Annotated in this window: 13 protein-coding genes, 1 tRNA gene and 1 pseudogene; 5 read left to right on the top strand and 10 right to left on the bottom strand. The window is 59.1% G+C overall.

The window, feature by feature from the left end; translation table 11 throughout:
- The first annotated feature begins 280 nt into the window (after positions 1-280).
- Both dnaN and gyrB read left to right on the top strand, forming a co-directional pair.
- Positions 281-1,384, top strand: coding sequence for a DNA polymerase III subunit beta (dnaN, locus tag U5A67_RS09355; protein WP_027815932.1), 1,104 nt, complete (start codon positions 281-283; stop codon positions 1,382-1,384).
- Positions 1,385-1,498: 114 nt separating this feature from the next.
- A complete protein-coding gene (gene gyrB / locus U5A67_RS09350) occupies positions 1,499-3,970 on the top strand; it encodes a DNA topoisomerase (ATP-hydrolyzing) subunit B (protein WP_205983121.1) in 2,472 nt (823 codons plus the stop codon).
- 256 nt (positions 3,971-4,226) lie between these two features.
- Here gyrB and U5A67_RS09345 read toward each other — a convergent pair whose 3' ends face one another.
- From U5A67_RS09345 to U5A67_RS09315, 7 genes are all read right to left on the bottom strand, one after another.
- Complete coding sequence (locus U5A67_RS09345; protein ID WP_321813800.1) at positions 4,227-5,678, bottom strand: hypothetical protein; 1,452 nt, start codon at positions 5,676-5,678, stop codon at positions 4,227-4,229.
- Positions 5,679-5,759: 81 nt separating this feature from the next.
- Positions 5,760-6,470: a SprT family zinc-dependent metalloprotease gene (locus U5A67_RS09340; protein WP_321813799.1), complete on the bottom strand. Its 711-nt coding sequence runs from the start codon at positions 6,468-6,470 to the stop codon at positions 5,760-5,762.
- 3 nt (positions 6,471-6,473) lie between these two features.
- On the bottom strand, positions 6,474-9,764 hold the full coding sequence (locus U5A67_RS09335) for a type I restriction endonuclease subunit R (RefSeq protein ID WP_321813798.1): 3,291 nt from the start codon (positions 9,762-9,764) through the stop codon (positions 6,474-6,476).
- 37 nt (positions 9,765-9,801) lie between these two features.
- On the bottom strand, positions 9,802-11,121 hold the full coding sequence (locus U5A67_RS09330; protein ID WP_321813797.1) for a restriction endonuclease subunit S: 1,320 nt from the start codon (positions 11,119-11,121) through the stop codon (positions 9,802-9,804).
- A complete protein-coding gene (locus tag U5A67_RS09325) occupies positions 11,118-12,731 on the bottom strand; it encodes a class I SAM-dependent DNA methyltransferase (RefSeq protein WP_321813796.1) in 1,614 nt (537 codons plus the stop codon). The genes U5A67_RS09330 and U5A67_RS09325 overlap by 4 nt, the downstream gene beginning before the upstream one ends.
- A 59-nt stretch (positions 12,732-12,790) precedes the next feature.
- Positions 12,791-14,563 (bottom strand): N-6 DNA methylase, encoded by a 1,773-nt coding sequence (locus tag U5A67_RS09320; RefSeq protein WP_321813795.1) that lies wholly within the window; start codon positions 14,561-14,563, stop codon positions 12,791-12,793.
- Between the two features lie 17 nt (positions 14,564-14,580).
- Positions 14,581-14,919, bottom strand: coding sequence for a hypothetical protein (locus U5A67_RS09315; RefSeq protein WP_321813794.1), 339 nt, complete (start codon positions 14,917-14,919; stop codon positions 14,581-14,583).
- A 1,100-nt stretch (positions 14,920-16,019) separates the two neighbouring features.
- On the opposite strand from U5A67_RS09315, the gene U5A67_RS09310 reads away from it, so the two are divergent.
- Both U5A67_RS09310 and U5A67_RS09305 read left to right on the top strand, forming a co-directional pair.
- Positions 16,020-16,811, top strand: a complete 792-nt coding sequence (locus tag U5A67_RS09310) for a hypothetical protein (protein WP_321813793.1) — start codon at positions 16,020-16,022, stop codon at positions 16,809-16,811.
- A complete protein-coding gene (locus tag U5A67_RS09305; protein WP_321813792.1) occupies positions 16,808-18,820 on the top strand; it encodes an integrase in 2,013 nt (670 codons plus the stop codon). The genes U5A67_RS09310 and U5A67_RS09305 overlap by 4 nt, the downstream gene beginning before the upstream one ends.
- 103 nt (positions 18,821-18,923) lie before the next feature.
- On the opposite strand, the pseudogene U5A67_RS09300 reads toward U5A67_RS09305, so the two are convergent.
- Positions 18,924-19,254: pseudogene (locus U5A67_RS09300) on the bottom strand (slipin family protein); the annotation flags it as partial.
- 258 nt (positions 19,255-19,512) lie between these two features.
- Positions 19,513-19,585: transfer RNA gene (locus tag U5A67_RS09295), tRNA-Cys, on the bottom strand.
- Positions 19,586-19,921: 336 nt separating this feature from the next.
- On the opposite strand from U5A67_RS09295, the gene rtcR reads away from it, so the two are divergent.
- Positions 19,922-21,532, top strand: a complete 1,611-nt coding sequence (rtcR, locus tag U5A67_RS09290) for an RNA repair transcriptional activator RtcR (RefSeq protein ID WP_321813791.1) — start codon at positions 19,922-19,924, stop codon at positions 21,530-21,532.
- Between the two features lie 384 nt (positions 21,533-21,916).
- Here rtcR and U5A67_RS09285 read toward each other — a convergent pair whose 3' ends face one another.
- Positions 21,917-22,396, bottom strand: coding sequence for an AraC family transcriptional regulator (locus U5A67_RS09285; RefSeq protein WP_205983117.1), 480 nt, complete (start codon positions 22,394-22,396; stop codon positions 21,917-21,919).
- Positions 22,397-22,437: the final 41 nt, after the last annotated feature.

Genomic DNA, 22,437 nt, shown 5'->3' with positions numbered 1-22,437 from the left:
CGCCGTCCGGCAGCGGTCCCGCAACAAGCAGGAAAAAAAGAACTGGAAATGCACGGGTGCCCCGGCGGTCTGGCTGCCGGGGCACTGTTTATTTCCCGGATCGCCCCCAATTTAGGGAAGTGGTCCGTTTTCAGGCACAATATGGGTTTAACTGCGGGCGGCTGGACCGCCCGCGGATTTCACGCCGCGGCCTGCGCTGCAGGGCGGCGCCAGGGTTTATCGCCACGACTGGCGTGCCCTGGACGGGATGCGCAGACCGCCACATCAACGAAGGAACTCTATGCAACTGGTCAAGACCGAACGCGATAACCTGCTGAGGCCGCTGCAAACGGTGAGCGGCATTGTCGAACGCCGCCATACGTTGCCGATCCTCGCCAATCTGCTGATCACCAAAAACGGTCCCGACGTCTCGTTCCTGTCGACCGACCTCGAGTTGCAGATCACCACGACCGCCGATTTCGGCGTCGGCAACGACCAGGTGGCCACCACCGTCGCCGCGCGCAAGCTGCTGGACATCCTGCGCGCGATGCCCGACGGCCAGGTCACGCTCACGCTCGCCGACAAGCGCCTCACGGTGCAGTCGGGCAAGAGCCGCTTTGCCCTGCAGACGCTCGCCGCGGACGAGTTCCCCACGGTGGCGCAGGCCAAGGACTTCGGCGCGAATCTCGCAGTGCCGCAGAAGACCTTCCGCCAGTTGCTCGGCATGGTCTATTTCGCCATGGCGCAGCAGGACATCCGTTACTACCTGAACGGCATGCTGCTCGTGGTGGACGGCGACCAGCTGATGGCCGTGGCCACCGACGGCCACCGCCTTGCGTTCTCGTCGATGAAGATCGAAGGCTCGTTCGCGCGCCAGGAAGTCATCATCCCGCGCAAGACCATCCTCGAGCTGCAACGCCTGCTCGAAGATATCGACGACACGCTCAAGATCGACATCGGCTCGACCCAGGTGAAGTTCACCTTCGGTCAGGTCGAACTGGTTTCGAAGCTCGTGGAAGGCAAGTTCCCCGACTTCCAGCGCGTGATTCCGAAGGCGCACAAGAACACCTTCGAGATCGGCCGCGAAGAACTGCAGCGCTCGCTGCAACGCGCGGCCATTCTCACGTCGGACAAGTTCAAGGGCGTGCGCTGCATCATCGAGCCGGGCCAGCTCAAGATCATGTCGACCAACGCCGACCAGGAAGAGGCGCAGGAAGAACTGGAAATCGCCTACCAGGGCGACACCATCGACATCGGGTTCAACGTCACGTATCTGCTCGACGTTCTCGCGAACCTGAAGGTCGACACGCTTCAAGTGAGCCTTGGCGACGCCAGCTCCAGTGCACTCATCACGATTCCCGAGAACGAGGAATTCAAGTACGTGGTGATGCCGATGCGCATCTAAAAAGCGCGACAGAAGAAGACACCATGGGGGCGCTGCGCCCCTTTGGCGTTTTTATGGCTTTTCGAAAAAGTCTCGAGCAGCAACCCAGGCAGTACGCAGAACCGGAAAAAATCCATGACTGATACGAACAACTCGCAACCCGACAACAGCTACGGCGCCTCGTCGATCCAGATCCTCGAAGGACTGGAAGCGGTGCGCAAGCGTCCCGGGATGTACATCGGCGATACGTCGGACGGCACCGGTCTGCACCATCTCGTCTTCGAAGTGCTGGACAACTCCATCGACGAAGCGCTGGCAGGCTACTGCAACGACATTCATGTCGTGATCCACGCCGACAACTCCATCTCGATCACCGACAACGGCCGCGGCATTCCCACGGACGTGAAGATGGACGACAAGCACGATCCGAAGCGCAGCGCCGCTGAAATCGTCATGACCGAGCTGCACGCGGGCGGCAAGTTCGACCAGAACAGCTACAAGGTGTCGGGCGGCTTGCACGGCGTGGGCGTGTCGTGCGTGAATGCGCTCTCCAGCTTCCTGCGCCTGACCGTGCGCCGCAACGGCAAGAAGCACTTCATGGAATTCCACCGTGGCGTGGCGCAAAACCGCGTGCTCGAAGACCGCGACGGCGTGATGGTCTCGCCGATGCAACTGCTCGGCGACACGGAAAACCGCGGCACCGAAGTGCACTTCATGGCCGATGAAACCATCTTCGGCAGCGTCGAATATCACTACGACATTCTCGCCAAGCGTATCCGCGAACTCTCGTTCCTGAACAACGGTGTGCGTATCCGCCTGACCGACCAGCGTTCGGGCAAGGAAGACGATTTCGCCTTCGCGGGCGGCGTGAAGGGCTTTGTCGAGTACATCAACAAAGCCAAGACGGTCCTGCACCCGACCATTTTCTACATCTCGGGCGAGAAGGACGGCGTGGGCGTCGAAGTGGCGATGCAGTGGAACGACAGCTACAACGAAAGCGTGCTGTGCTTCACGAACAACATCCCGCAGCGCGACGGCGGCACGCACTTGACCGGTCTGCGTGCGGCCATGACGCGCGTGATCAACAAGTACATCGCCGATAACGACATCGCCAAGAAGGCCAAGGTCGAAACCTCGGGCGACGACATGCGCGAAGGTTTGTCGTGCGTGCTCTCCGTGAAGGTGCCGGAGCCGAAGTTCAGCTCGCAGACCAAGGACAAGCTGGTGTCGTCGGAAGTGCGTGCGCCGGTGGAAGAAGTCGTGGCGAAGGCGCTCGAAGAATTCCTGCTGGAAACGCCGAACGACGCGAAGACCATTTGCAGCAAGATCGTCGATGCCGCGCGTGCGCGCGACGCCGCGCGTAAAGCGCGCGAAATGACGCGCCGCAAGGGCGTGCTCGACGGCGTGGGCCTGCCGGGCAAGCTCGCGGACTGCCAGGAAAAAGATCCGGCGAAGTCGGAAGTCTATATCGTCGAGGGTGACTCGGCAGGCGGTTCGGCCAAGCAAGGCCGCGACCGTAAATTCCAGGCCATCCTGCCGCTGCGCGGCAAGGTGCTGAACGTCGAGAAGGCGCGTTACGACAAGCTGCTGTCGAGCGAGCAGATCGTCACGCTGATCACCGCGCTGGGCTGCGGTATCGGCAAGGAAGACTACAACCTCGAGAAGCTGCGTTATCACCGCATCATCATCATGACGGACGCGGACGTGGACGGCGCGCACATCCGCACGCTGCTGCTCACGTTCTTCTATCGCCAGATGCCGGAGATGATCGAGCGCGGTTATGTGTATATCGCGCAGCCGCCGCTCTACAAGCTCAAGGCGGGCAAGGACGAGCGCTATCTGAAGGACGACGCCGATCTGAACGCGCACATGCTGCGTCTCGCGCTCAACGGCTCGGAACTCGTGCCGACTGAAGGCGCAACGGCGATCGCCGGCGATGCGCTCGGCGAACTCGCGCGCTCGTACCAGCTCGCGCGTGGCGTGGTCGATCGTCTCTCGCGTCTGTACGACGTGCGTGCGCTCGAAGCGATCATGGACGGCGTGGCGATCGATCTGTCGAGCGAAGCGTCGACGGAAGCGTCGGCGCACGCGCTCGAAGCGCAACTGCGTGACGATCCGCTCAAGCCGGAAGTCAGCGTCGTGGCGATGTACGACCCGGTGCGCGAGCAGCGTTCGCTGCGCGTGGAGCGCACTCACCACGGCAACGTGAAGGTGTCGGTCATCGACGAGGAATTCCAGCTCACGGCCGATTACCAGCAGCTCGTGAACACGGCGAATACGTTCAAGGGTTTGATCGGCAAGAACGCCTTCATCAAGCGCGGCGAACGCAGCATGGCCGTGAACGACTTCAAGAGCGCGATGAAGTGGCTGATCGCCGATGCGGAACGTAACGTTTCGAAGCAGCGTTATAAAGGGCTGGGCGAGATGAACCCCGAGCAGCTCTGGGAAACGACGATGGACCCGACTGTGCGTCGTCTGCTGCGCGTGCAGATCGAAGATGCGATTGCCGCTGACGGCATCTTCACGACGCTGATGGGCGATGATGTGGAGCCGCGTCGCGCGTTTATCGAGAGCAATGCGCTGCGTGCGGGGAATATTGACGTTTGAGGGTTAATGTAGACGGACGCATATCCCTGGAAAAACGGACGCATAACCCGAGAAATTTATGGGTTGAGTCGTCTTGATAGCTTGGGTTGATGGCCGCGCAAAACTGTGATGGCCAAAGTCCGAAGGGCCTGTAAGTCCAGATATTTACAGGCCCTCTTTGTTCTGCGCTCGGGGTTTTTGCCTAGGGGTGACGGAAATACACAAGGACCGGAATCACGAGCAAAGTCACCCGGCTCCAGAGCCGCGCGTTGACGAGTCAGGTCTTCGACCCAGACGTCTTGTTGTCGCGGCTTGCATCGATAAGTACGATGTCCTCCCTATCCTGAAGCTTGAGGTCGTTCAGAATGCCCATAATTTTCACCAGCTCGGCATCCGAAAAGTACAAAATAACTTTGATAGCACGGTCCGTTTGACTAGCCTTCGCATAGACTTCGACTTGCTTCTCAAGGTTACGCCTCAGGCTTGAATTGCTCGCCAACTTGAATTCAACGAGGCTAGCATTCCGTTTTCCCTTCGAGACCTTGTAATCCACCGGGCCACGACCATTATTGACCTCGGCGTTTACGTCGAACATCGTTGCGTACCAAGTCAGGCGAAACATGGTGTGAAGGTCGCTCTCCCGCTTGACAGGCATACCGTCCACGTAGAAAACCCGATACCCGTCGTTGTCTTCAATGACATGTTTCAGGTACCTTACTCGCTGCAGAGCCTCATCATATGAGTCGCCTTTTTCGTAAAACTCTGTGCCAGCCAAGTGTTTCAGAACCAGCTCGCGAATGTTATCCACGAACTGTGTATGGGTTTCTTGAACCTTCTTGCCGCTGACCACATGCGCGTCAGAAGCGTGCTCCTCCTTCCCTTTGATGTAGTGGTCAATCAGCACGGTGAACTGCTCAATAGTTCGCAAAGCTGCGGCTTTACGTTCATCCTGCGTTGAACGTTCGTTGATTTGCCGCAGGAAGTGGTCGTTGACCTGAGCGCGGAGATGCTCGTCCGGCAATGACTGCCGGAGCTGAAAAAATTGACTCAGCATGTCCCCTTGGTTAATCCATGCTTCGTCGCGGGTCAGAATCTCACACGGCGTGAGGATGACATAGTCGCCGGCGTGCCATGGCAACGTAAAGTGTCGAGACTGCCAGCGTCTCGTCTCATAGTTAAAGTTGACCCGCTCGACGTGGACTTGCTTCAACTGGCTGGAATCCAGATGCTCCCGTGCAAAATCCTCGGTGTATTTGAGCAGGAAACCCTTGATGAGATTCGTCGTGAAATCGCTCAAGTGGTCCCGCCCAACACCACCGCTGAGCAGGCCGAGTTTTTCCAAGTGTGAGCTCTTCGTCAGAGTCTCCGTCCCAAAATCGCGAAATACCCTTTGAAAGTTCCGGGCAAGCGCCAGAGCAAAATGTTTCCCGAGCCCCGTACCATTATTCCCCTGCCGGCTGAATCCAAGCCAATTTTGCTTGACCTCGCGGAAGAAAAGCCACTGGGATATGGCACCCTCGGTTAATTCATTCGCTTGGGCCCGGTCACGCACAAACACTAGGTAATTAATGATGTCGTCGTGTAACGCCCGTAATTCTGGGCGCTTGCTATCGAACAGGAGAAACGGGTCGACGAAAAGCGGCAGGTCGTTAATCAGCGCAATATTGAAAGCACCATAGGCATCGAGAACATCGGGCTCGACATTGAATAAATCGGAGAAGTAAATCACCTGCCACACCTCCTTTTTTTCTTCTTTGCTGTCTACCTCGCCACAAACCAGCTGATTGGTGCGTTCGATTACGCTGCCTTGCTATATCTCGACCCCAAACACCGCCCGCTCCAACGCTTCGTGTTCACGCCGCCATCCCGGCATCATCTGGGCAACCAGACTCCAGAAGACCCGGGTGTGGTTCTTTTCGATGGTGTGGCAAAGCTCGTGGACGATGACGTAGTCCTGCACGCTGCCAGCCAGTTCCATCACCCTGGGGTGAAACTGCAACACGTTCGCAACATCACAGCTTGCCCATCGGCTTTGAAAATGCCGGATGCCGGCTCCCGCAGCTTTTAGCCCTGTTTGGCGTTCCCAATGGCGGACCCGGGGCAGCAGTTTTTCTTCCGCGCGCTCGCGGTAAAAGCCTTCCAACAGAGGAACCACGGCTTCGGGCGTGATTGCGCTGCCCCAAGGGCACTCCACCACGAAGCGTGACGCGGTAAAAGCCAACCGTGGCGCGGCGAGAGCCGGCATGTGCCGGACCTCCGTGAAGTAGCTGCGCCCGTAATACTTCAACCGGCTGCCGGTCACGATAACGTCTTCGAGCTGCGGCCTGTTGACCAGCGCCAGCTTCTCACGTATCCACCGGGCACGCCGCCGTACCAGCGCCTCCTGCTCTGACACCTCTACCCATGGCCCGCGCAACAACACCGGGTGGCCACGCTCGACCGTCACATAGTGGCGTTTCAGCCCTGCATCTAGCTGGAACTGCCACTCGATGGTGGTCTCTCCGTACTGCAAGCTCGGCATGGCTCAGTTCTTCAGCAAGATGGTCAGCAGGTTACCGGCGTGGTCTCGCGCCACGGCGCGCTGCCAGCCTGCCAACGGCACCAGCAAGCTTCTGATGCGCTTCTTGATGTCGGGGTGCAGGTCCGGCATGGCCTTCCAGTTGCCGGATGCCATGGTGTGGCTGAGTTCCTCGTCCTCGAACAGCTTCGTTGTCACGCCCCGGGCCACGTCGCTCGATAAATGCGACTCCAGGTAGTGGAACGCAGCGGATTGGGCCGGACTGGAAAAGCCGGTGTTGTCTTTCTCCTTGACGCGCTGACCGAACAGGTCCAACTGCTCCAGAAACTTGGCCTGGGTAATGCGGCCAGACTTTTCTTCTTCAAGCAGCTTTTCCAGCTCTTCCGCCAGCTTGTCGAAGAACACAGGGTCTTTGTCGCGACCGGTCGCGATGGTGTGTCTCAGCTGGTTTTTCATCACCAGCGCCCGGCTGCCGGGGCTGGCCAGTTTTTTCAGCCGGTCCATGTCCGAGGCATCGAGAATCGACACCTCTTTGCCGAGCAGGCTCTTGGCTGGGCTGGCGTTGATGTACTCATCCAGCAGTTGTTGCAGCAGCATCGATTCGAGCTTAGTGATGCGCTCGCGGTACGCCGTGCCGGGCAGTTTGTCCCGCAGCATCAGGCGGATTTCAGCAAACAGCGTGAAGTACGGTTTGAATGGCACCCCGCGCACGTCGGGCAGGATGATGTCGATGCTGCGGTTGAACTGTTTGACCAGTTCCAGAAAATCTTCCACCTTATCCAGCCGGCTTGCCGGGTCGAGGAAGGCTTCGGCATCGACCTTGTAGTCCTCACGCTGGCTGACCGGGTCATGCTTGCGCGGCAGGAGCTTGAGAATGCGCTCCTGGGTCGCCTGCAATTTGGGCAGCTCGCTTTCGATACCCTCCCACACCTGTGCTGGCTTGACCTCGCCGCCGTAAACTTTGAGGGCATGGTCTAGATGCTCTACCACGCCGTGATAGTCCACGATGTAGCCCGCGTTCTTGCCTGCCAGAGTGCGATTGACACGTGCGATGGCTTGCAGCAGGGTGTGCTCCTTCAGCGGCTTGTCTAGGTACATGGTGCTGACAATTGGCGCATCCCAGCCGGTGAGCAGCATGTCAGACACGATGATGAGCCCGACGTTGTTGGAGTGGACCTTGCCGTCCTTGCCCTTGGTTTCGTCGCCATAGGACAGTGGAAACAGCTTGCTGACGAAGTTGGCAATCTGCTCCGACGGCATAGCGACCGGCGCTTTGCCGGCCTTGATTTCATCGCGTACGCGCTCTTCGATGGTGCGTACCTTATCGACGCCGACACCCTTCTCGGCAGCCGCTTCTTTCTCAGACGCACCGGTGCGCGACGCTGTGATGCTGCCCAGCGATACCACCACCCGGCTCTCGAAGGTGGGCAGCCCCTGCCCGGTGCGCTCCTTCATGATGGCGTCCAGCAGGTCTTTGTAGCGCACGGCCATCTCGCGCCCGTCACACACCAGCATGCCTTTGAAACCTTTGGCCCGCACGTTGGCCAGAAAGTGCCCGACCAGATGGTGCGCTATCTTCTCCATGCGGTCGCCGGCCTGTCGCCATCGTGTGAGAAGCTCTTTTTTTAGGGCGTGCTGCCGCGCCTCGGGCTCGTTGACGAACTGCTCTTTGAACGCCTGGTCGAGGTCAGCATCGGGCGCCAGCGACACCCAAGCATCCTGATACTTGATGGGCAGCGTAGCCCCGTCGGCCACGGCCTCGTGCAGCCGATACTCGTCGATGTACTCCCCCCCGCCGAACTCGGCCAACGTGTGTTTGTCGTCGTTCAGGAGCGGCGTACCGGTAAAGGCAATGAACTTGGCATTCGGCAGGCTGGCTCGCATGAAGGCGGCCAGAAAGTCGTACTGGCTTCGGTGCGCTTCGTCCACCAGTACATAGAAGTTGGGCTTGGTGCTCAACACACGGAAGTGGACCTTCTCGCGGCTGACCTCTTCCCATTCGGGAGGCAGCAACACCCCGTTTGCATCGTACTGGCCAAAGTTGGTGTTGCGCTCGTCGACCATGAAAAAGTCCTTGCCGTCACGCACACGCCGGTGACGGGTCGCTAGAAGGCTCTCGTCGTCATCCGGCGAGGGGTCCGCCGATGCGTCCACCTCAGCATCAACCTCGTCCTTCTCCTGGAACTTCTGCACCGTACTCGTGAACACACTGCCATAGTCGTTCGACAACATCTTGACCAGGCCATCGACGGAGACTGCCTGGATGGCCTTGATGCCCACCGCGTGAAAGGTGTCGAAGATTTGCTTGTCGAGGTCTCGCCGGTCGGTCAGCACGAGCACCGTAGGGTTGTCTAGGCCCGTGCTTTCGGCGCGCAGCAGGCGAGCCAGCAACGCCATGGTGAGCGACTTGCCGCTGCCCTGCGTATGCCACACGACACCGCCGAGTGGCTTGGGCGCGGTCAGTCGCTGCACCGTTTTGCGCACGGCTCGCCACTGCTGGTAGCGCGGCAGCTTCTTGACCGTCTTGCCGTCGCGGGTTTCGAACAGTACGTAATGGGTAATGAACTCTAGCAAGCGCGCGGGCTCGAACAGCGCCCACAGCAACTTATCTTGTTCGCTCGGCTCATCCCCCAGCAAAGCCGCCACCTCCGCACGCTCGGCGTCTTGCAGCCGGTAGTGCGCGTAGAACGCTGGGGGCGTGAAGATAGCGCCATACAAACCTTGCCGGCCATTCAGCCCCACGCTGACCTGATTGAAAACAAACTGGGCCGGGAAGGTCGCCCGGTATCCATCCAGTTGCGCGAGGGCCTCGTCCAGCCGGTGATGGCTGGCCTTGCACTCGATGATGGCCATGGGCAGGCCGTTAACAAACAGCAGAAGGTCCGGGCGAAACACATCGTCGTCGGCATTGCGCCCCACGTACTGGTCCACCACGTGGAAGTCGTTGTTGGCCACAGTGCCGGCGTCAAAGAAACGCACGCTGCGCGGTTTGCCCTCGGCATCGTTGACCTGGATGTCGGAGCGGTTCACCACCTGCTCCCAGAACGCCTTGTTGGCTGGCAGCAGCTCGTCGGTGACCCGTTTGCGCAGTTCGATGAGGGCGGCATTCACACCGCCGGGTGCGGATTCCAGCCATGGATTCAGTGCCAGTAGCCTAGGCTTGAGGACATTTTCCAGCACCGGGGCCAAATGCCGATGTTCGACCACAACCTTGCCGCCCGGCAGGTGGGTGTAACCCAACCTGACCAGCCATTCGATAGCAGGAACTTCGACCCCATTCTTTTCGGCGTTGGCCATTGGCGTTACCCTTCCAAGTACTTGTCCAGTGCGGCGCTCAGGCGGCTATTTCGGCGACGGCCGCCTTGACGCGCCATTCGCCGGTCAGCAGCTTTTGCATCAGTCCTTGTTTAAGTGCCTCACATTGAGCACGTCTAGCTAATAGCGAAGCGGTCTTCTTATCCACCTCATTCAGCATGAGTGAAACCTTCTTCTGCTGTGCAAGCGGCGGAAGCGGAATAGGGATATTTGCAAGGGCACTCAGACCGAGAGTCTTGTTTCGCCCTGCCCCACCTGGGGACGCAAGCTCAAGTAGCGCCAAACCAGCAGAAGTGGTCAGGAATCTAAAGAGATAATCCACTCTTGCGCGGGACTTATCAACTACACACGTTATGTATCTATGGGAGCCAAAACGACCGTCATCCTCTTCCCGCGCCACCGCCACTGCGCCCTCCCATGCGAACACATTAGAGAAAAGCAGGTCACCCTCTTTGATTTCGAAAAGGCGCTTGTTTCCAACCTCTTGCCCTCGCAATGCAGGCTTGTGAAATGTCCCTTTCCCATAAGAGCGCAAGCCGAGCTCGGGATATATTCCCTCCGAGTGTACATCGACGGGCCGCCTGACAAGCGGTGCGATGTCTCCCAATCGAACGACTTGCCATCCGTTCGGCAGAACACCAGGGGGGGACAATGAAAGGTTCCTGGGCGTCCACTCGCCATGCATATCATTGCCGACCGCACCTCTGCTAAACAATTTTTGTATCAAACCGCGCTTTAAAATTTGTGCGACTTCGATTTGACGGGAAATCAAATTCAGTTTGGAATCCACCGTTATGAGTATCTCAGCGATTCCCCTTTGCTCGTGCAGCGGAGGCACAGGTAGCTTAATGTCGAGCACCTTTTTCTTTGAGATGTTATAGCGCGTCGACCCTTGAGCTAGGAACGTAATTCTCCTTCGCATGTATTCGGACCGAAATGCATAGCCTGAGTAGGCAATGTCGAGACACGATTCTCTCGGTCGAAACCCAAAACAAAAGCTATTGAGGTAAAGCTCCTCGGCTGGCTTGTGCGCGACCACTGACGACATCCCGACCTCCTCCGGCGTTTCGGAGGAAATCGTGAAGAGTATGTCTCCCTTCTCCACCTGACTCTGGGTTTCCCCAGGCTCTATCGCGACTCGCTCGAGAAAGTTCTCTGACACGAACGCGTTAAGAAAGACGTTTTTGTACGGAACATAGGTGTAACCGTCGCCGAAGTCTTCCTTCGACTTTCCTGACAGCCCGGAGTATGAATCACCAAAGTCGCCTAGGCGACGAAGCTTCCATTCCTTTGGGTATTGACACACAACGTTCGCGTTACTGTTAGTAGTAGACTTCACTTGCTGTCTCCTTCAACCGCAAGCTCAGCCAAATACTTCTCCAACTGTGCATCAATGAGAGTTTCTTCCTGCGCAAGCTTCGCCAGTTGTGCCCAGGTCGCTGCCACATCGACAGTCTCTTCTACTTTGCCATTGTCGATATATCTGGCGATGTTGAGGTTGCCGTCGTTCTTGCGTATTTCGTCAAGCGTCACTACTCGACAATAGCTCTGTACTTCAGTCTGATGTTCGAATGCATTCTTATGCGCGCTGGAGATACGACGAATGTCTTCAGGTCTAAGGCGATTCTGCACCTTATCGTCGCCAAAGTCGGCGCTCGCGTCGATAATGATGACCTTGCCCTGTAGCCCTATGGGTTTCCGCTTATTTAGCACCAGCACGCACGCTGGGATTGGCGTGTTGTAAAACAGCGCAGGTGGCAAGCCGATAACGGCTTCGATAAGGTCGCCTGGCTGGCTACCGCTGGCCGCGTCAGTGCCGAATAGCAACCCCTCACGAATCTTGCCTTCCTCGCCGCTGCGGAACAGCACGCCATGCGGCAAGATGACCCCCATGCGGCCATCGGCCTTCAGGCTGGCGAGCATGTGCTGAGCAAAAGCCAAATCCGCATAGCCGCGCGGCGGAACGCCGTAGCCAAATCGGCCATACGGGTCGCTGACCTGCTTGTAGTTTGGCGCCTTGGTTTTCTTTTCTCCCTCCTGCTCAGCTTCGGCGGCGAGTTCCAGCGGTGCCCACCACGCCTTGGCCGAGAACGGCGGGTTCGCAATCACCCTGTCGAAGGTTTTCAGATAATCGCCGTTCAGGTGCTTGGGTTCAACCAGGGTGTCGCCGCGCTCAATTTCGGCCCGCATGTTGTGCAGGTACAGGTTGAGCTTGGCAATGGCCCAAGTGCCCAGGTTCTTTTCCTGACCGTAGAGCAGCACATTGGGCTTGCCCATGAGCGTGCCGTTTGGCAGCTCGGCGATGTGGTGAGCGCTCTCCACCAGCATGCCGCCGCTGCCGCAGGTGGGGTCATACACGCTCATGCCGGGCTGCGGGTCGAGGAGCTCTACCACCAGTTGCACCACGCCCTTGGGCGTGTAGAACTCGCCCCCCTTCTTGCCGGCGTCGTCAGCAAACTGCTTGATAAGGTATTCGTAGGCATCGCCCAGCATGTCGGCCTTGTAGAGGTCGGCATTGCCCAGCTTGTACTGGTTGAAGTGGCGCAGCAGGCGTTGCAACGTGTGGTCAGACAGCACACGCTTGTCGCCGTACTGCGTGGCGGTCAGTACGTGCTGCAGGTCGGTGCCTTTCACGCCGGCTTCGATGTCGTGGAAGGCCTTGTCGAGCGCTTCGCCAATGTTCTCAGTGCGGGTGGTGAGCCAGCCCCAGCGTGCCGTTGGCGGGAAGGCGCCTTGGTCCTCGCAGACTTCAGCGTCGGCTTCTTCTTGGCTCAATCCTTCGTCAGCCATCAATTGGCTCACACGCTCTTCAAACACATCGTTGAAGCGTTTGAGGAACAATAGGCCGAAAATGTAGTTCTTGAAGTCGGATGAGTCGATGGAGCCGCGCAAGATATTGGCGGACTCCCAGAGCCAGCTTTCCAGCGTGTCGAGGGTCAGTTGAGCCATGTGTTTGTTCAGTTGTTCATGTGAGGTATTGGGAGCAGCCCGTCAAACGGAGCCGCGGCTTATTGGAGCGTCTCTGGCCAGCGTCGCTGCGAAATGTCTGCCATTTCTCCGCCGAGGCTGGCGACTTGGTGTTCGAGGTGGCAAAGCTGGTCGTAATCTTGCCGGATTTCCACACAGGTCTGCGCGGATGGCAGTGGCACCATGACAGCACTCATGAGCGTCCCCGGACTGATGTGCTGTACGCCCGCGCCGACCTGGAGACCGTCAAGTTGCGCCTGGCCATGCGGGGAGCGCAAGTACATGACAAGGATTTCCGGCGACAGGTTCTTTTCGCGCCATTGCGGGTCCAGACGCAGCACGAGGCAACTCTGAGACACGACGGTTGGCCGGTGCTGCGCGGCAGCGCCCATCAGGGCGACCCGACCGACCGAGCCCTTTATGGAAATCACGATGTCCCCGGGCTGTGCCAGCATTGCACGTTTGGGCGCGGACTTCAGGTAAACGGTCTTTTCGATGTTGCGATTGATAGGTTGCCACTGATGCAGGTCTGGCAGTCCCACCTCTGCGACTTCAAAGGGCGTTTCCTCCTTGGTGGAAGCAGGGGGCCTGATGGCCTCGCAGATGTGGCCAAGCTTAACCGCGTCATCACCGAGGTCGGCGACGCGTCGCAGGTAGCGCGAAGGGGCGAAGCTGAATTCGTTTGCCTCAATCTCGGCATGGCTCACGCGCCGGGCTTTCTCCGACTGACTGCGGCCAAGAGCTATCTCCCGGCTCGCGGAAATAATGTCTCCAGCCTCCTGAAGCGAGCGGCGGCCGCTGCCCAAGTCAGCCATATAGATAGCAGCGTCTGGCCGACTGCCGGCGTTCAGCACCGTAATGGCGCCGGCAATGCCAGTGTTCCTGAACACGCCAGGCGGCAGTGAAATAACAGCCTGGACGCTGGTGCCTTCGCCGCCCCTGTCTAGCAGGTATTCACGCAGACGTTGCTCCTGTCCCTTAGTGAACAAAACACCTTGGGGCGTCACAAACACTGCACGCTTGTCGACACGGTTCGCGAACTCGAACAGGGCCCAGGACTCGCTACGAGCGAATTGCTCGTAAGCTCGGGTTTCGGTGACGTCCCACATTGACATTGAACTGCCCTTGATGGGCATGCCAAAGGGCGGCATCACCAGCGCATAATCTGCACGCCCTACCGGACGACCAGCAGCGTCACGCTCGACATCGTCGCGCACTAATCGCGGCTGACACTGTCCAGTTTCAATGGTCAAAAGAAGTTGTCGAGCCAACTGCCAATACGTCAACGGAGAAGCTGCAAGAACATGCCACCCACGGCGCAACGCTTCGACTGTCAACTGCCCTTTGAGGTCAAACGGAATCCAGACTTCACTACCTGGAGGCGCATCAACCATGTCCATCAGCAGCGAAGCCATCTCCGGTATCACCAAGCCTTCGGCCTCGCCAAGCCGCCCCGTCAACTCGGACATGTACGGCAGAACATCCCAACGGTGCCGTCCAAGCTCCCGCTCCAGTTCCGATACGATAGCTGCCGCCGCAGCGCGCTGACCGATGTCGTGGGCGGCAGAAGAGCGCTTGGCTGCAACGCGGTCGAATGCCTCCGATGGCAACCCGGCTACCAGTAGCTCATGCCACGCCTCAGGACCAGTAAGTTGGTCAACCGTGGAAATGTTCCCGGCTTTACCTTCCACGACCATCCGGCCTGCGGCCAGCCAAGTCAGGACAAATAATTGGGTATCGAAGGCCCCATCGGCACGCCCAAGGTCGGCGAGTTGCCAGCAGGCACGTGCGACCGGCGTATCAATTCGTGGCATGGTGTTATCTATCGTCTTCAGTTGTAGCGGTGGCCCATCGTAACGACGGTCGGGTCTTCAACGCTGACCAGAGCGTAGACGCCAGCGAGCGCCTGTACTTGCTTCGTGCGGCCAACGGCGCGGCAAAGCGTGTCAAGCGCATCAGATGTCATCGTGTAGCGGATACAGCCCTTGCCATCGAACTCTCGTTGGCCGTACGCCAACAGCAACGGCAGAACGGCCTTGTCGATGCCGCGTTGTTGCGCACGTTTGGCGCTACCGTCGCGCATCCATTTCCCACGCATGCGGACAGGTCGCGACTCGAATGCTTCGTTGCTGTAGCTCACAATAATTGTCGTCCGCTCGATGAATTGCATCGTAGCACGCTACAAAAAATATGCAAGAGGGGATGTTCTGTGGTTTAAAGGCTCCCTTTTGGCACCTGGCCCCGTTTTTTCAAGTTGTGACCTGTGAGTGTGCGCGAGGCGGGCCGCGGTGAGTGTCAGCTATTGAGCGGCGAAGCAGTCAACGCGATGACCTGCAAACCGTCCTTGCTCGAAGGATGTTCATGAAGCTTCTCGCAAGAACCCGTGCTTATTTGCGTTGCATGCTCGCGAGCGACCATTGTCGTTGATTGCAGCAACCTGCAAATGAACGAGGGCGAGCCATATTGTTCCGCCACGGGTCAGTGGCTTGCGAGAATCGCCTGAAAGTTGGAGGGCACATCGGGGAGTCGGGGGGCGTTGCATGCCAGCTTGAAAATCCCTCCGGCGTTGTCTAAGGTAAAACGGCGTCAGTGCAATGCTGACGTGCTGTTTTGAGAATGAACCTGTCCTCGCAGTTGGGCCGCGATATGCGGTCGGACCCCCTATTTATGAGAGGGTACGACGCAGGAGCGGGCGATGGGACAGGTTATCTTCTGGACGGCTCGGTGGGATGTCTGGCGGCGCGACGCGCAGCATCGCGCTTCTGGCGTCGCCGTTTCGACGAATGTTGGTGTCATTTGCGCCGGGCAGCAACGGGCAGCCAGGACCAACCCTCGGGAATCGGGCCAAGGCACCGACTGTTGCCCAGTCCGCCACAACCACAACCTGAGAAAGGTTCGATGCCTTGAATCGCCTGCCCGCAATGCAGTTCCGGGTCGTCGTACGCGCCGTGTCAGGCTCCGCAATTCCGATTTTCGACGCTGTGTAACGCTTACGTTACAACGATGTAACGCGAAAAATATTTTTGCAGAAAGGACGCTCGTTACACCGGTCGTTGCCGGGCATTCGGTGCGTAACGTCGCCCAATCGGGCGCTAAATTCCGCAGAAATCCCGCCGTAAGCCCTGCAGTTATTCACTCGTTGAACTGCATTGTGTACGACCGACATCACCTCACATCGTCAGACCGGCTCGGACGGGTCGACATGGCTTCGCGCATCACCGCCCATCCCATCTTCTTGACCAGGCTGCATCTGACGGCGGGAGGTGCGCGATGAGCCGCATCGCTTACACCTACGGTCGCCGCGGACGTCTAAATTCCGCGAACAGCGGCATTCGCGAAACCGCACCGACATACGGCAAGTCGCGCAACAGCTCGTTCAATGAGAAGGCGGGCGGGCACTTCAAGGTCGAGCTCAATAACGAGCGGCTGGTTGCGCATCTGCTCATCATCGACCCGCGCGTCAAAGCGTTCCAGCCACAGCCGTTCACCGTCGACCTGATTGACCAGCGCATGCTTTTCACGCGAGACGCCGCTCGGCAAGCCTGGCACAAGCATCGTGATATTCCTGGCCCAAAGTTCTACACCCCGGACTTCAGCGTCGACTGGACGGATGGCTTGCATCACGCCATTGAGGTCAAGGGCGAGGGCAATGAAGGCGACGACGTCTATTGGGACAAAATCGCGCGGGCCCGCTCGCTTCTGGCGGCCAATGGCTATCCGCTACGCAGCGTTGTCGTGCCCCAAAACGGCAGGCACCCGCTGCGGATGAACCCCGGTGTGCTGAAGCAGGCCATTCACCGGCTCGATGCCTGGCTGACCGATGAAATCATTGCACGCGTGACGTCCCGCTGTGAAAGCGGCCCCATATCGGTCGGCGCGCTGTGTGCAGACCTTCGTCTCCTGCCTGGCCTGATTCCCGTCCTCCTGGTCGGCGGCGTCATCTCGGGGGACATCGCGCATCACATCATCTGTTCGACGTTAGAGGTCGGCCTGGCATACGGCGACCTCTCTCACCTGTACCTCCTCGAAGAAATGGAAAACGCACTGGGGGTGACCGGATGATTCTTACGCTACGCCTGCGGGACCGGCTCGCCCCGCCGGGAAATCACGATGCCTACAAGGAAGTGCTCGACCCGCATCCGCACGGCGGATGCATCAAGGTCTTCGATTCCACAGAAAGACAGGACCGATACATCCCAATCGCGGAAATTCATGACGACATTTATCGCGGGAAGATAACTGTGCTGCGCACAGGCAAGCCGCGTTACAGTCTTGCCGCGCAACCTGATGATGCTGAGCTGCATGAAAATAATCAGTTCGCCCGCAAAATCATGGGGAGAATCAAGGAGATTCAGAAACAGCGCGGCGTAAGCTTCCGGCATGCCTATCAGCTGATGGCCGATGAGTATCAGAAGAACGCCTCACAGGATTCACGCCCGCTGCCCAAGCAGGCAACGATGTACCGGTACCGCGAACGCGACCTGGCTGGCGAACCGATGCTGCGAGGTAAGGCGAATCAGGGAAACCGGTCGTTGCGGCACCCTATCGAAGTCATCAACACAATTTGTGTGGTTGCCGAGGACCTCTACCTGGTCCCACATTCGCGTTTGACGCTTGTGGACGTTCTGAACGAAGTCAATATGCGGGTGCATGGCGAGCTTCACCCGAAAGTCGCGCGCCCAATCAGTCTCAGGTTTATCCAGAAGACCATTCAGCGCTATCTGTCGGCCGACCCTGAGCACGACCGGATGCTTCCTGAGGACGCGATTGCGGGCAAATCCATCGCAGCGAAGCGCATCATCGCTGACCTGCCGTTCCAGCGCGTAGAACAGGATGCCGTGCATCTGCCGTTCTATGTCGAAACGGAAGATGGGGTTACCAGCGACCTCTGGCTGATACATGCCATTGATTGCGCGACGAGCTACCCACTTGGCTGGCGCCTGGTTGTTGGGTCACCGACCGAACGCGAGGCGCTCGCATGCATCGAAATGTACATGGCACCGCTCAAGCTGAAGCAGCTCAAAGAGCTGGGGGTCGACCACGAGATGAACATCTGTGGGACACCCGGCCTCCTGGTTTTCGACAACGGTCCGGAAAACAAATCGGCGCGTATCGATAACCTCGAGAAACTCGGAACGGAGACCAGGTATTGCCGGGGCCGGGCTGGGCAGGAAAAGCCCTTCATTGAACGCCTGAATCTCTCGCTGAAGAAAGCAATCGGCAAGCTTATCGGCAGCACGAGATTTGACGATAAGGACGGAACACGCGACCCGGTCAAACTGGGCGACCACTTCAAGACGAAGGAAGAGCTCGAACGCTGGATTGTCCGCTGGTACTACGAGAAATGGATTCACAAGCCGCTCGAACGCCTGGAATGGGGCGTGGTGTTGTCCGAATCGCTCGATGGCGATACGCCTTACGAGCGCTGGAAGCATTTCGAATCCTCGTGCTACGCGATTTCGTTGCCCCCGTCGCGAGCCGAATGGCTCGCCGCGCTTTATTCGCACCTTGAACGCCGACTAAGTCGCAAAACCGGCATCACGATTGATGGATTCCATTTCAAGGGCGAGAACCTGCCTGGTCTGATTGATAAGCATGGTGAGCAGCAGTATCTGCACGTGCTCTATAACCGCGACGATTTCCGCGAGCTCTACATCTACGACGGCGATGATGTTCCGCTCATCGAGCTGAAGAATGAGCTCGCGACAGAGGAGACGCCTGCGTACTCGTTCGCAGAGGCTAAGGAGAAGCTCAAGAAGCACAGGGCAGGTTTTAAACCCGCTCCCCAGGCTGAAAAGTTCGACCATGACCTGCACCAGGAGATTATGTCTGACGCAGTGGCGCCGAAGCGAAAACGACCGAGCCGACGTCAGCAAAACCAGGAAACAAAGGCCCGCACCAGGGAAACCGAAGCCGTCAAGCGCGCGGCCCGGCGGCCAGCACCACCGCTGCATCCTTCGGCGCAGCAGTCGCACATCGCGCCATCTGCAGCGCCCTCGGCGACCGCGTCGTTTGCCGACATACCTCCACTTGCCATGCTGAACCGCAATAGCGGGGAGGAGTTGATTTGACACCCGCACAAAAACTGCTCGTCGCCATTGAGACGTGCGAGCTTCCGCATCCGCACTTCATGGAGCATTTTCAGCCGCTGAAGCAGCGCATCGAAAATGCGCTGGCGATGCTCGACGAGTCCGCGCCAGTACAGACGGCGCGTGCCAGGCGGCAGAATCTCGACGAGCACGTCGTCCGCATAGCGCAGGCCCGCTTCGTCGTCGGCGAGATCCATTGCGACGAAGTGCTGCGCGAGTACATCCTGCGCGTCGCGGCGCAGCCAGTCGGCGAGGGCGGCGTCGGTGAGCGGCGCATCGAGTTGCGCGGTCTGCACCGAGAGCCGTTTGAAGGGATCGAAAGCGCGGAACTCACCCGGTTCCAGCACTTTCACGAAATCGCCTTCGTTCATCAAGAGCGCGCGTTCGTTCTTTTTCACTACATGACGCATCCACATATCGTTGTCCTTATTGTTTGTTCAGGGCCAGTTGGCGCGCGCCGCACGGATCGTGACGCGACGCGAACGGGTGAGCGGAGCGAAGGACTCGCGATGGCCGATGCGGCGATGTCTCACTGCTGACTTCGTCGTATCTGTCTACGCTGGCCACTTCGGCCGCCCGGCCGTTCGCGCGGCGTCGCAACCGGTGCGACGCGCGGCGGGCCTCACGGCCCGCACCGGCGGGTAATGCTTATCGAGAATCTGCCCTTGCGGACAGCGTTCGAGCGGGATTCGAACCCGCTACCGTCCGGCTTGCGCCGGCAGCTCTACCAGGTCGAGCTATCGAACAAGGTGGACGCTCCGGGATTCGAACCCGAACAAAGCACACCCGTGCGCGCCCCAGGCCGTCGTCTGTCCATGGCGGCATGCGCTGCCGCGACGAAGCGATTCGGCGGCGGCGCACCAGCAAGGCGTTTGAACCTTGGCTCGTGGGTCAGCGGGACATCAGGCTGCACTCTATTTAGCGAGGAGCGTGCCAGTGCTGCCCCTCTCGTCTGCAGAATTTCTGCAAACCCTTGAATTAGCGCAGTAATTTATTTTTTGTACGCGCCAGGGCGGTGACCGATCACAATGAGAATTCGCCGGATATCGATACAATCGGATCGGCTCTTATCTTTCTGGATAAATGCGCAAGACTGTTGCGATCGGTTTCCTCGGCATCGTGCTCGATCAGGGCGGGCGCCCGCCGCGCCGCTGGCAGAAGTGGCGCCCCACGATTTCGCTCTGTTCGCAACCCGAATGGCCAATCGACCGGCTCGAACTGTTGCATCCGCCGGACTACGAGCGGCTCGCGAATCGCATCAAGGAAGATCTCGCGCGGCTCTCGCCGCATACGGAGGTGCGCCTCACGCCGCTGTCGATCGGCGATCCGTGGGATTTCGAGGAGGTCTACGCGACGCTGCACGATTACGCGCGCGGCTACCCGTTGGACCTCGAGCACGAGGACTATCTGATCCACATCACGACCGGCACGCACGTCGCGCAGATCTGCTGGTTCCTGCTCGCGGAAGCGCGCTATCTGCCTGCACAACTCGTGCAGACCGCGCCGCCGCAACGCACCGATGAAGGCCCAAGCGGGCCGGGCACGATTTCCGTGATCGATCTCGACCTGTCGCGCTACAACCGCATCGCGCAGCGCTTCACGCGCGAACGCGACGAAACCGTGTCGTTTCTCAAGGCGGGCATCGCCACACGCAACGCGCAGTTCAATGCGCTGATCGCACAGCTCGAACGCGTAGCCGTGCGCTCACGTGCGCCGATGCTGCTGGTTGGACCGACCGGCGCGGGCAAGTCGTTTCTCGCGAAGCGCATCTACGAACTCAAGCGCGCGCGCCATCGGCTTGCGGGGCCGTTTATCGAAGTCAACTGCGCGACCTTGCGCGGCGACGCCGCCATGTCGACGCTTTTCGGCCACATCAAAGGCGCGTTCACGGGCGCGCAGACGGCCCGTGCCGGTCTGCTGCGCGCAGCGGACGGCGGCCTGCTATTTCTCGACGAAATCGGCGAACTCGGTCTGGACGAACAGGCGATGCTGCTCAAGGCCGTCGAGGAGAAGCGCTTTTTCCCCGTCGGCGCCGATGGGGAAGTGACGAGCGATTTCGAACTGATCGCCGGCACGCATCGCGATCTGCGGCAGATGGTGGCGGCCGGCACGTTTCGCGAGGATCTCTACGCGCGGATCAACCTGTGGACCTACGCGCTGCCTGGACTCGCCGCGCGTCGCGAAGATATCGAGCCGAATCTCGACTTCGAGCTCGATCGCTTCGGGCGCGAGCAGGGCGAACAGGTGCGTTTCAATGTCGAAGCGAAGCGCCGCTTCCTGGCTTTCGCGACCTCTCCACGCGCGGCATGGGCGGGCAATTTTCGCGAACTATCGGCTTCGATCACGCGCATGGCGACGCTCGCCGACGCCGGCCGCATCACCGAATCGATCGCCGAAGAAGAAGTGGAGCGGCTTGCCCGCACGTGGACTGGCGAGCGCGAAGAACAAGAACTCGTCGATGCGGTGCTGGGCGCGCAATCGACGGAAATCGACCTGTTCGACCGCGTGCAACTCGAACGCGTGCTCGATGTGTGCCGCGTGTCGGCGAGCCTGTCCGAAGCGGGGCGCACGCTCTTTGCCGTATCGAGGCAAAGCAAGAAACAGCCGAACGACGCGGACCGCCTGCGCAAATATCTGGCGCGCTGCGGCCTCGAATGGGAAGGCGTGAAACGCGCGCTGGCCGCCGAAAATTGAGCGGCGCAGGCGCGGCTTGCTGGCGCCTGCGCGACTCACACCGCTTATCCACACCACCCAGCGGATAACCCGCGGACAACCCCAGGAATTCGCTGTGCACGAATCGGGGATAACTTTGCACCTGGAAAAACTGTGGAAAAGTTGTCCCAGGCAGCCGGGAATTTTCCCGTTTACGCCCGCAGACTTATGAATTTTCCACAGCCTTGTTTACTCAATGGTTTTCCCCGGTTATCCACAGATTACCCCGGGGCTTGTTAACTATTACTACGTTTACGTATACATAAATCTTTAAAACCCTAAAGCCCATTCGCGTAAACGCAAAAACCGCTGGATAACCTCCCAGCGGCTTCGTCACGTGCTTCGTGCGTTCAGCGAATCGCGCCCTCAGACGAGCGGAATATAAAGCTCGGTCTTGAGATCCTCCGGCGCGGCTTCATCGGGCGTGTTCAGATAGACCTCGAACGACGGCGCCGAAAAATCCGGCTGACGCCCGAGCTTCTGCAATCCCTCGTTGTAAAACCACATCCACGCTTCCTGCAGTCCCTGGTAAGGCCCTTTGTGCAGCACCAGCGCATGCGCGCCGCCGCGCAACTGCAACGCCTCGACCGGCGAGAGGATTTCCACATCGGTTTCCTCGCCCAGATGCAGACAGGCCTTGGAACGCAGCTTCGACGCCTCCACCGTGTTCGGATCGTCGTAATAGACGCCGACCATCCTCGCGCCCGCCGTGCGCACATTGCGCTCGCTCAGCCACTGCGCAAGCGTGTAGAACGCATCGCCGATCTTCATATACGGACCTACGTGACCGACAGCGAGCAGATCCATCGGCTCCAGCGTGACGAGTTTCACATCGCGGTCTTGCATGATGGCGTCTCCAGATTCGGCGGCCGCTTGGGGCCGCGCAG

The sequence above is a fragment of the Paraburkholderia sp. J69-1 genome, from assembly GCF_905220255.1.
GTDB lineage: Bacteria > Pseudomonadota > Gammaproteobacteria > Burkholderiales > Burkholderiaceae > Paraburkholderia.
Note: the sequence above shows the minus strand (reverse complement) of the source record. Positions and strands in the feature narration are given on the sequence as shown.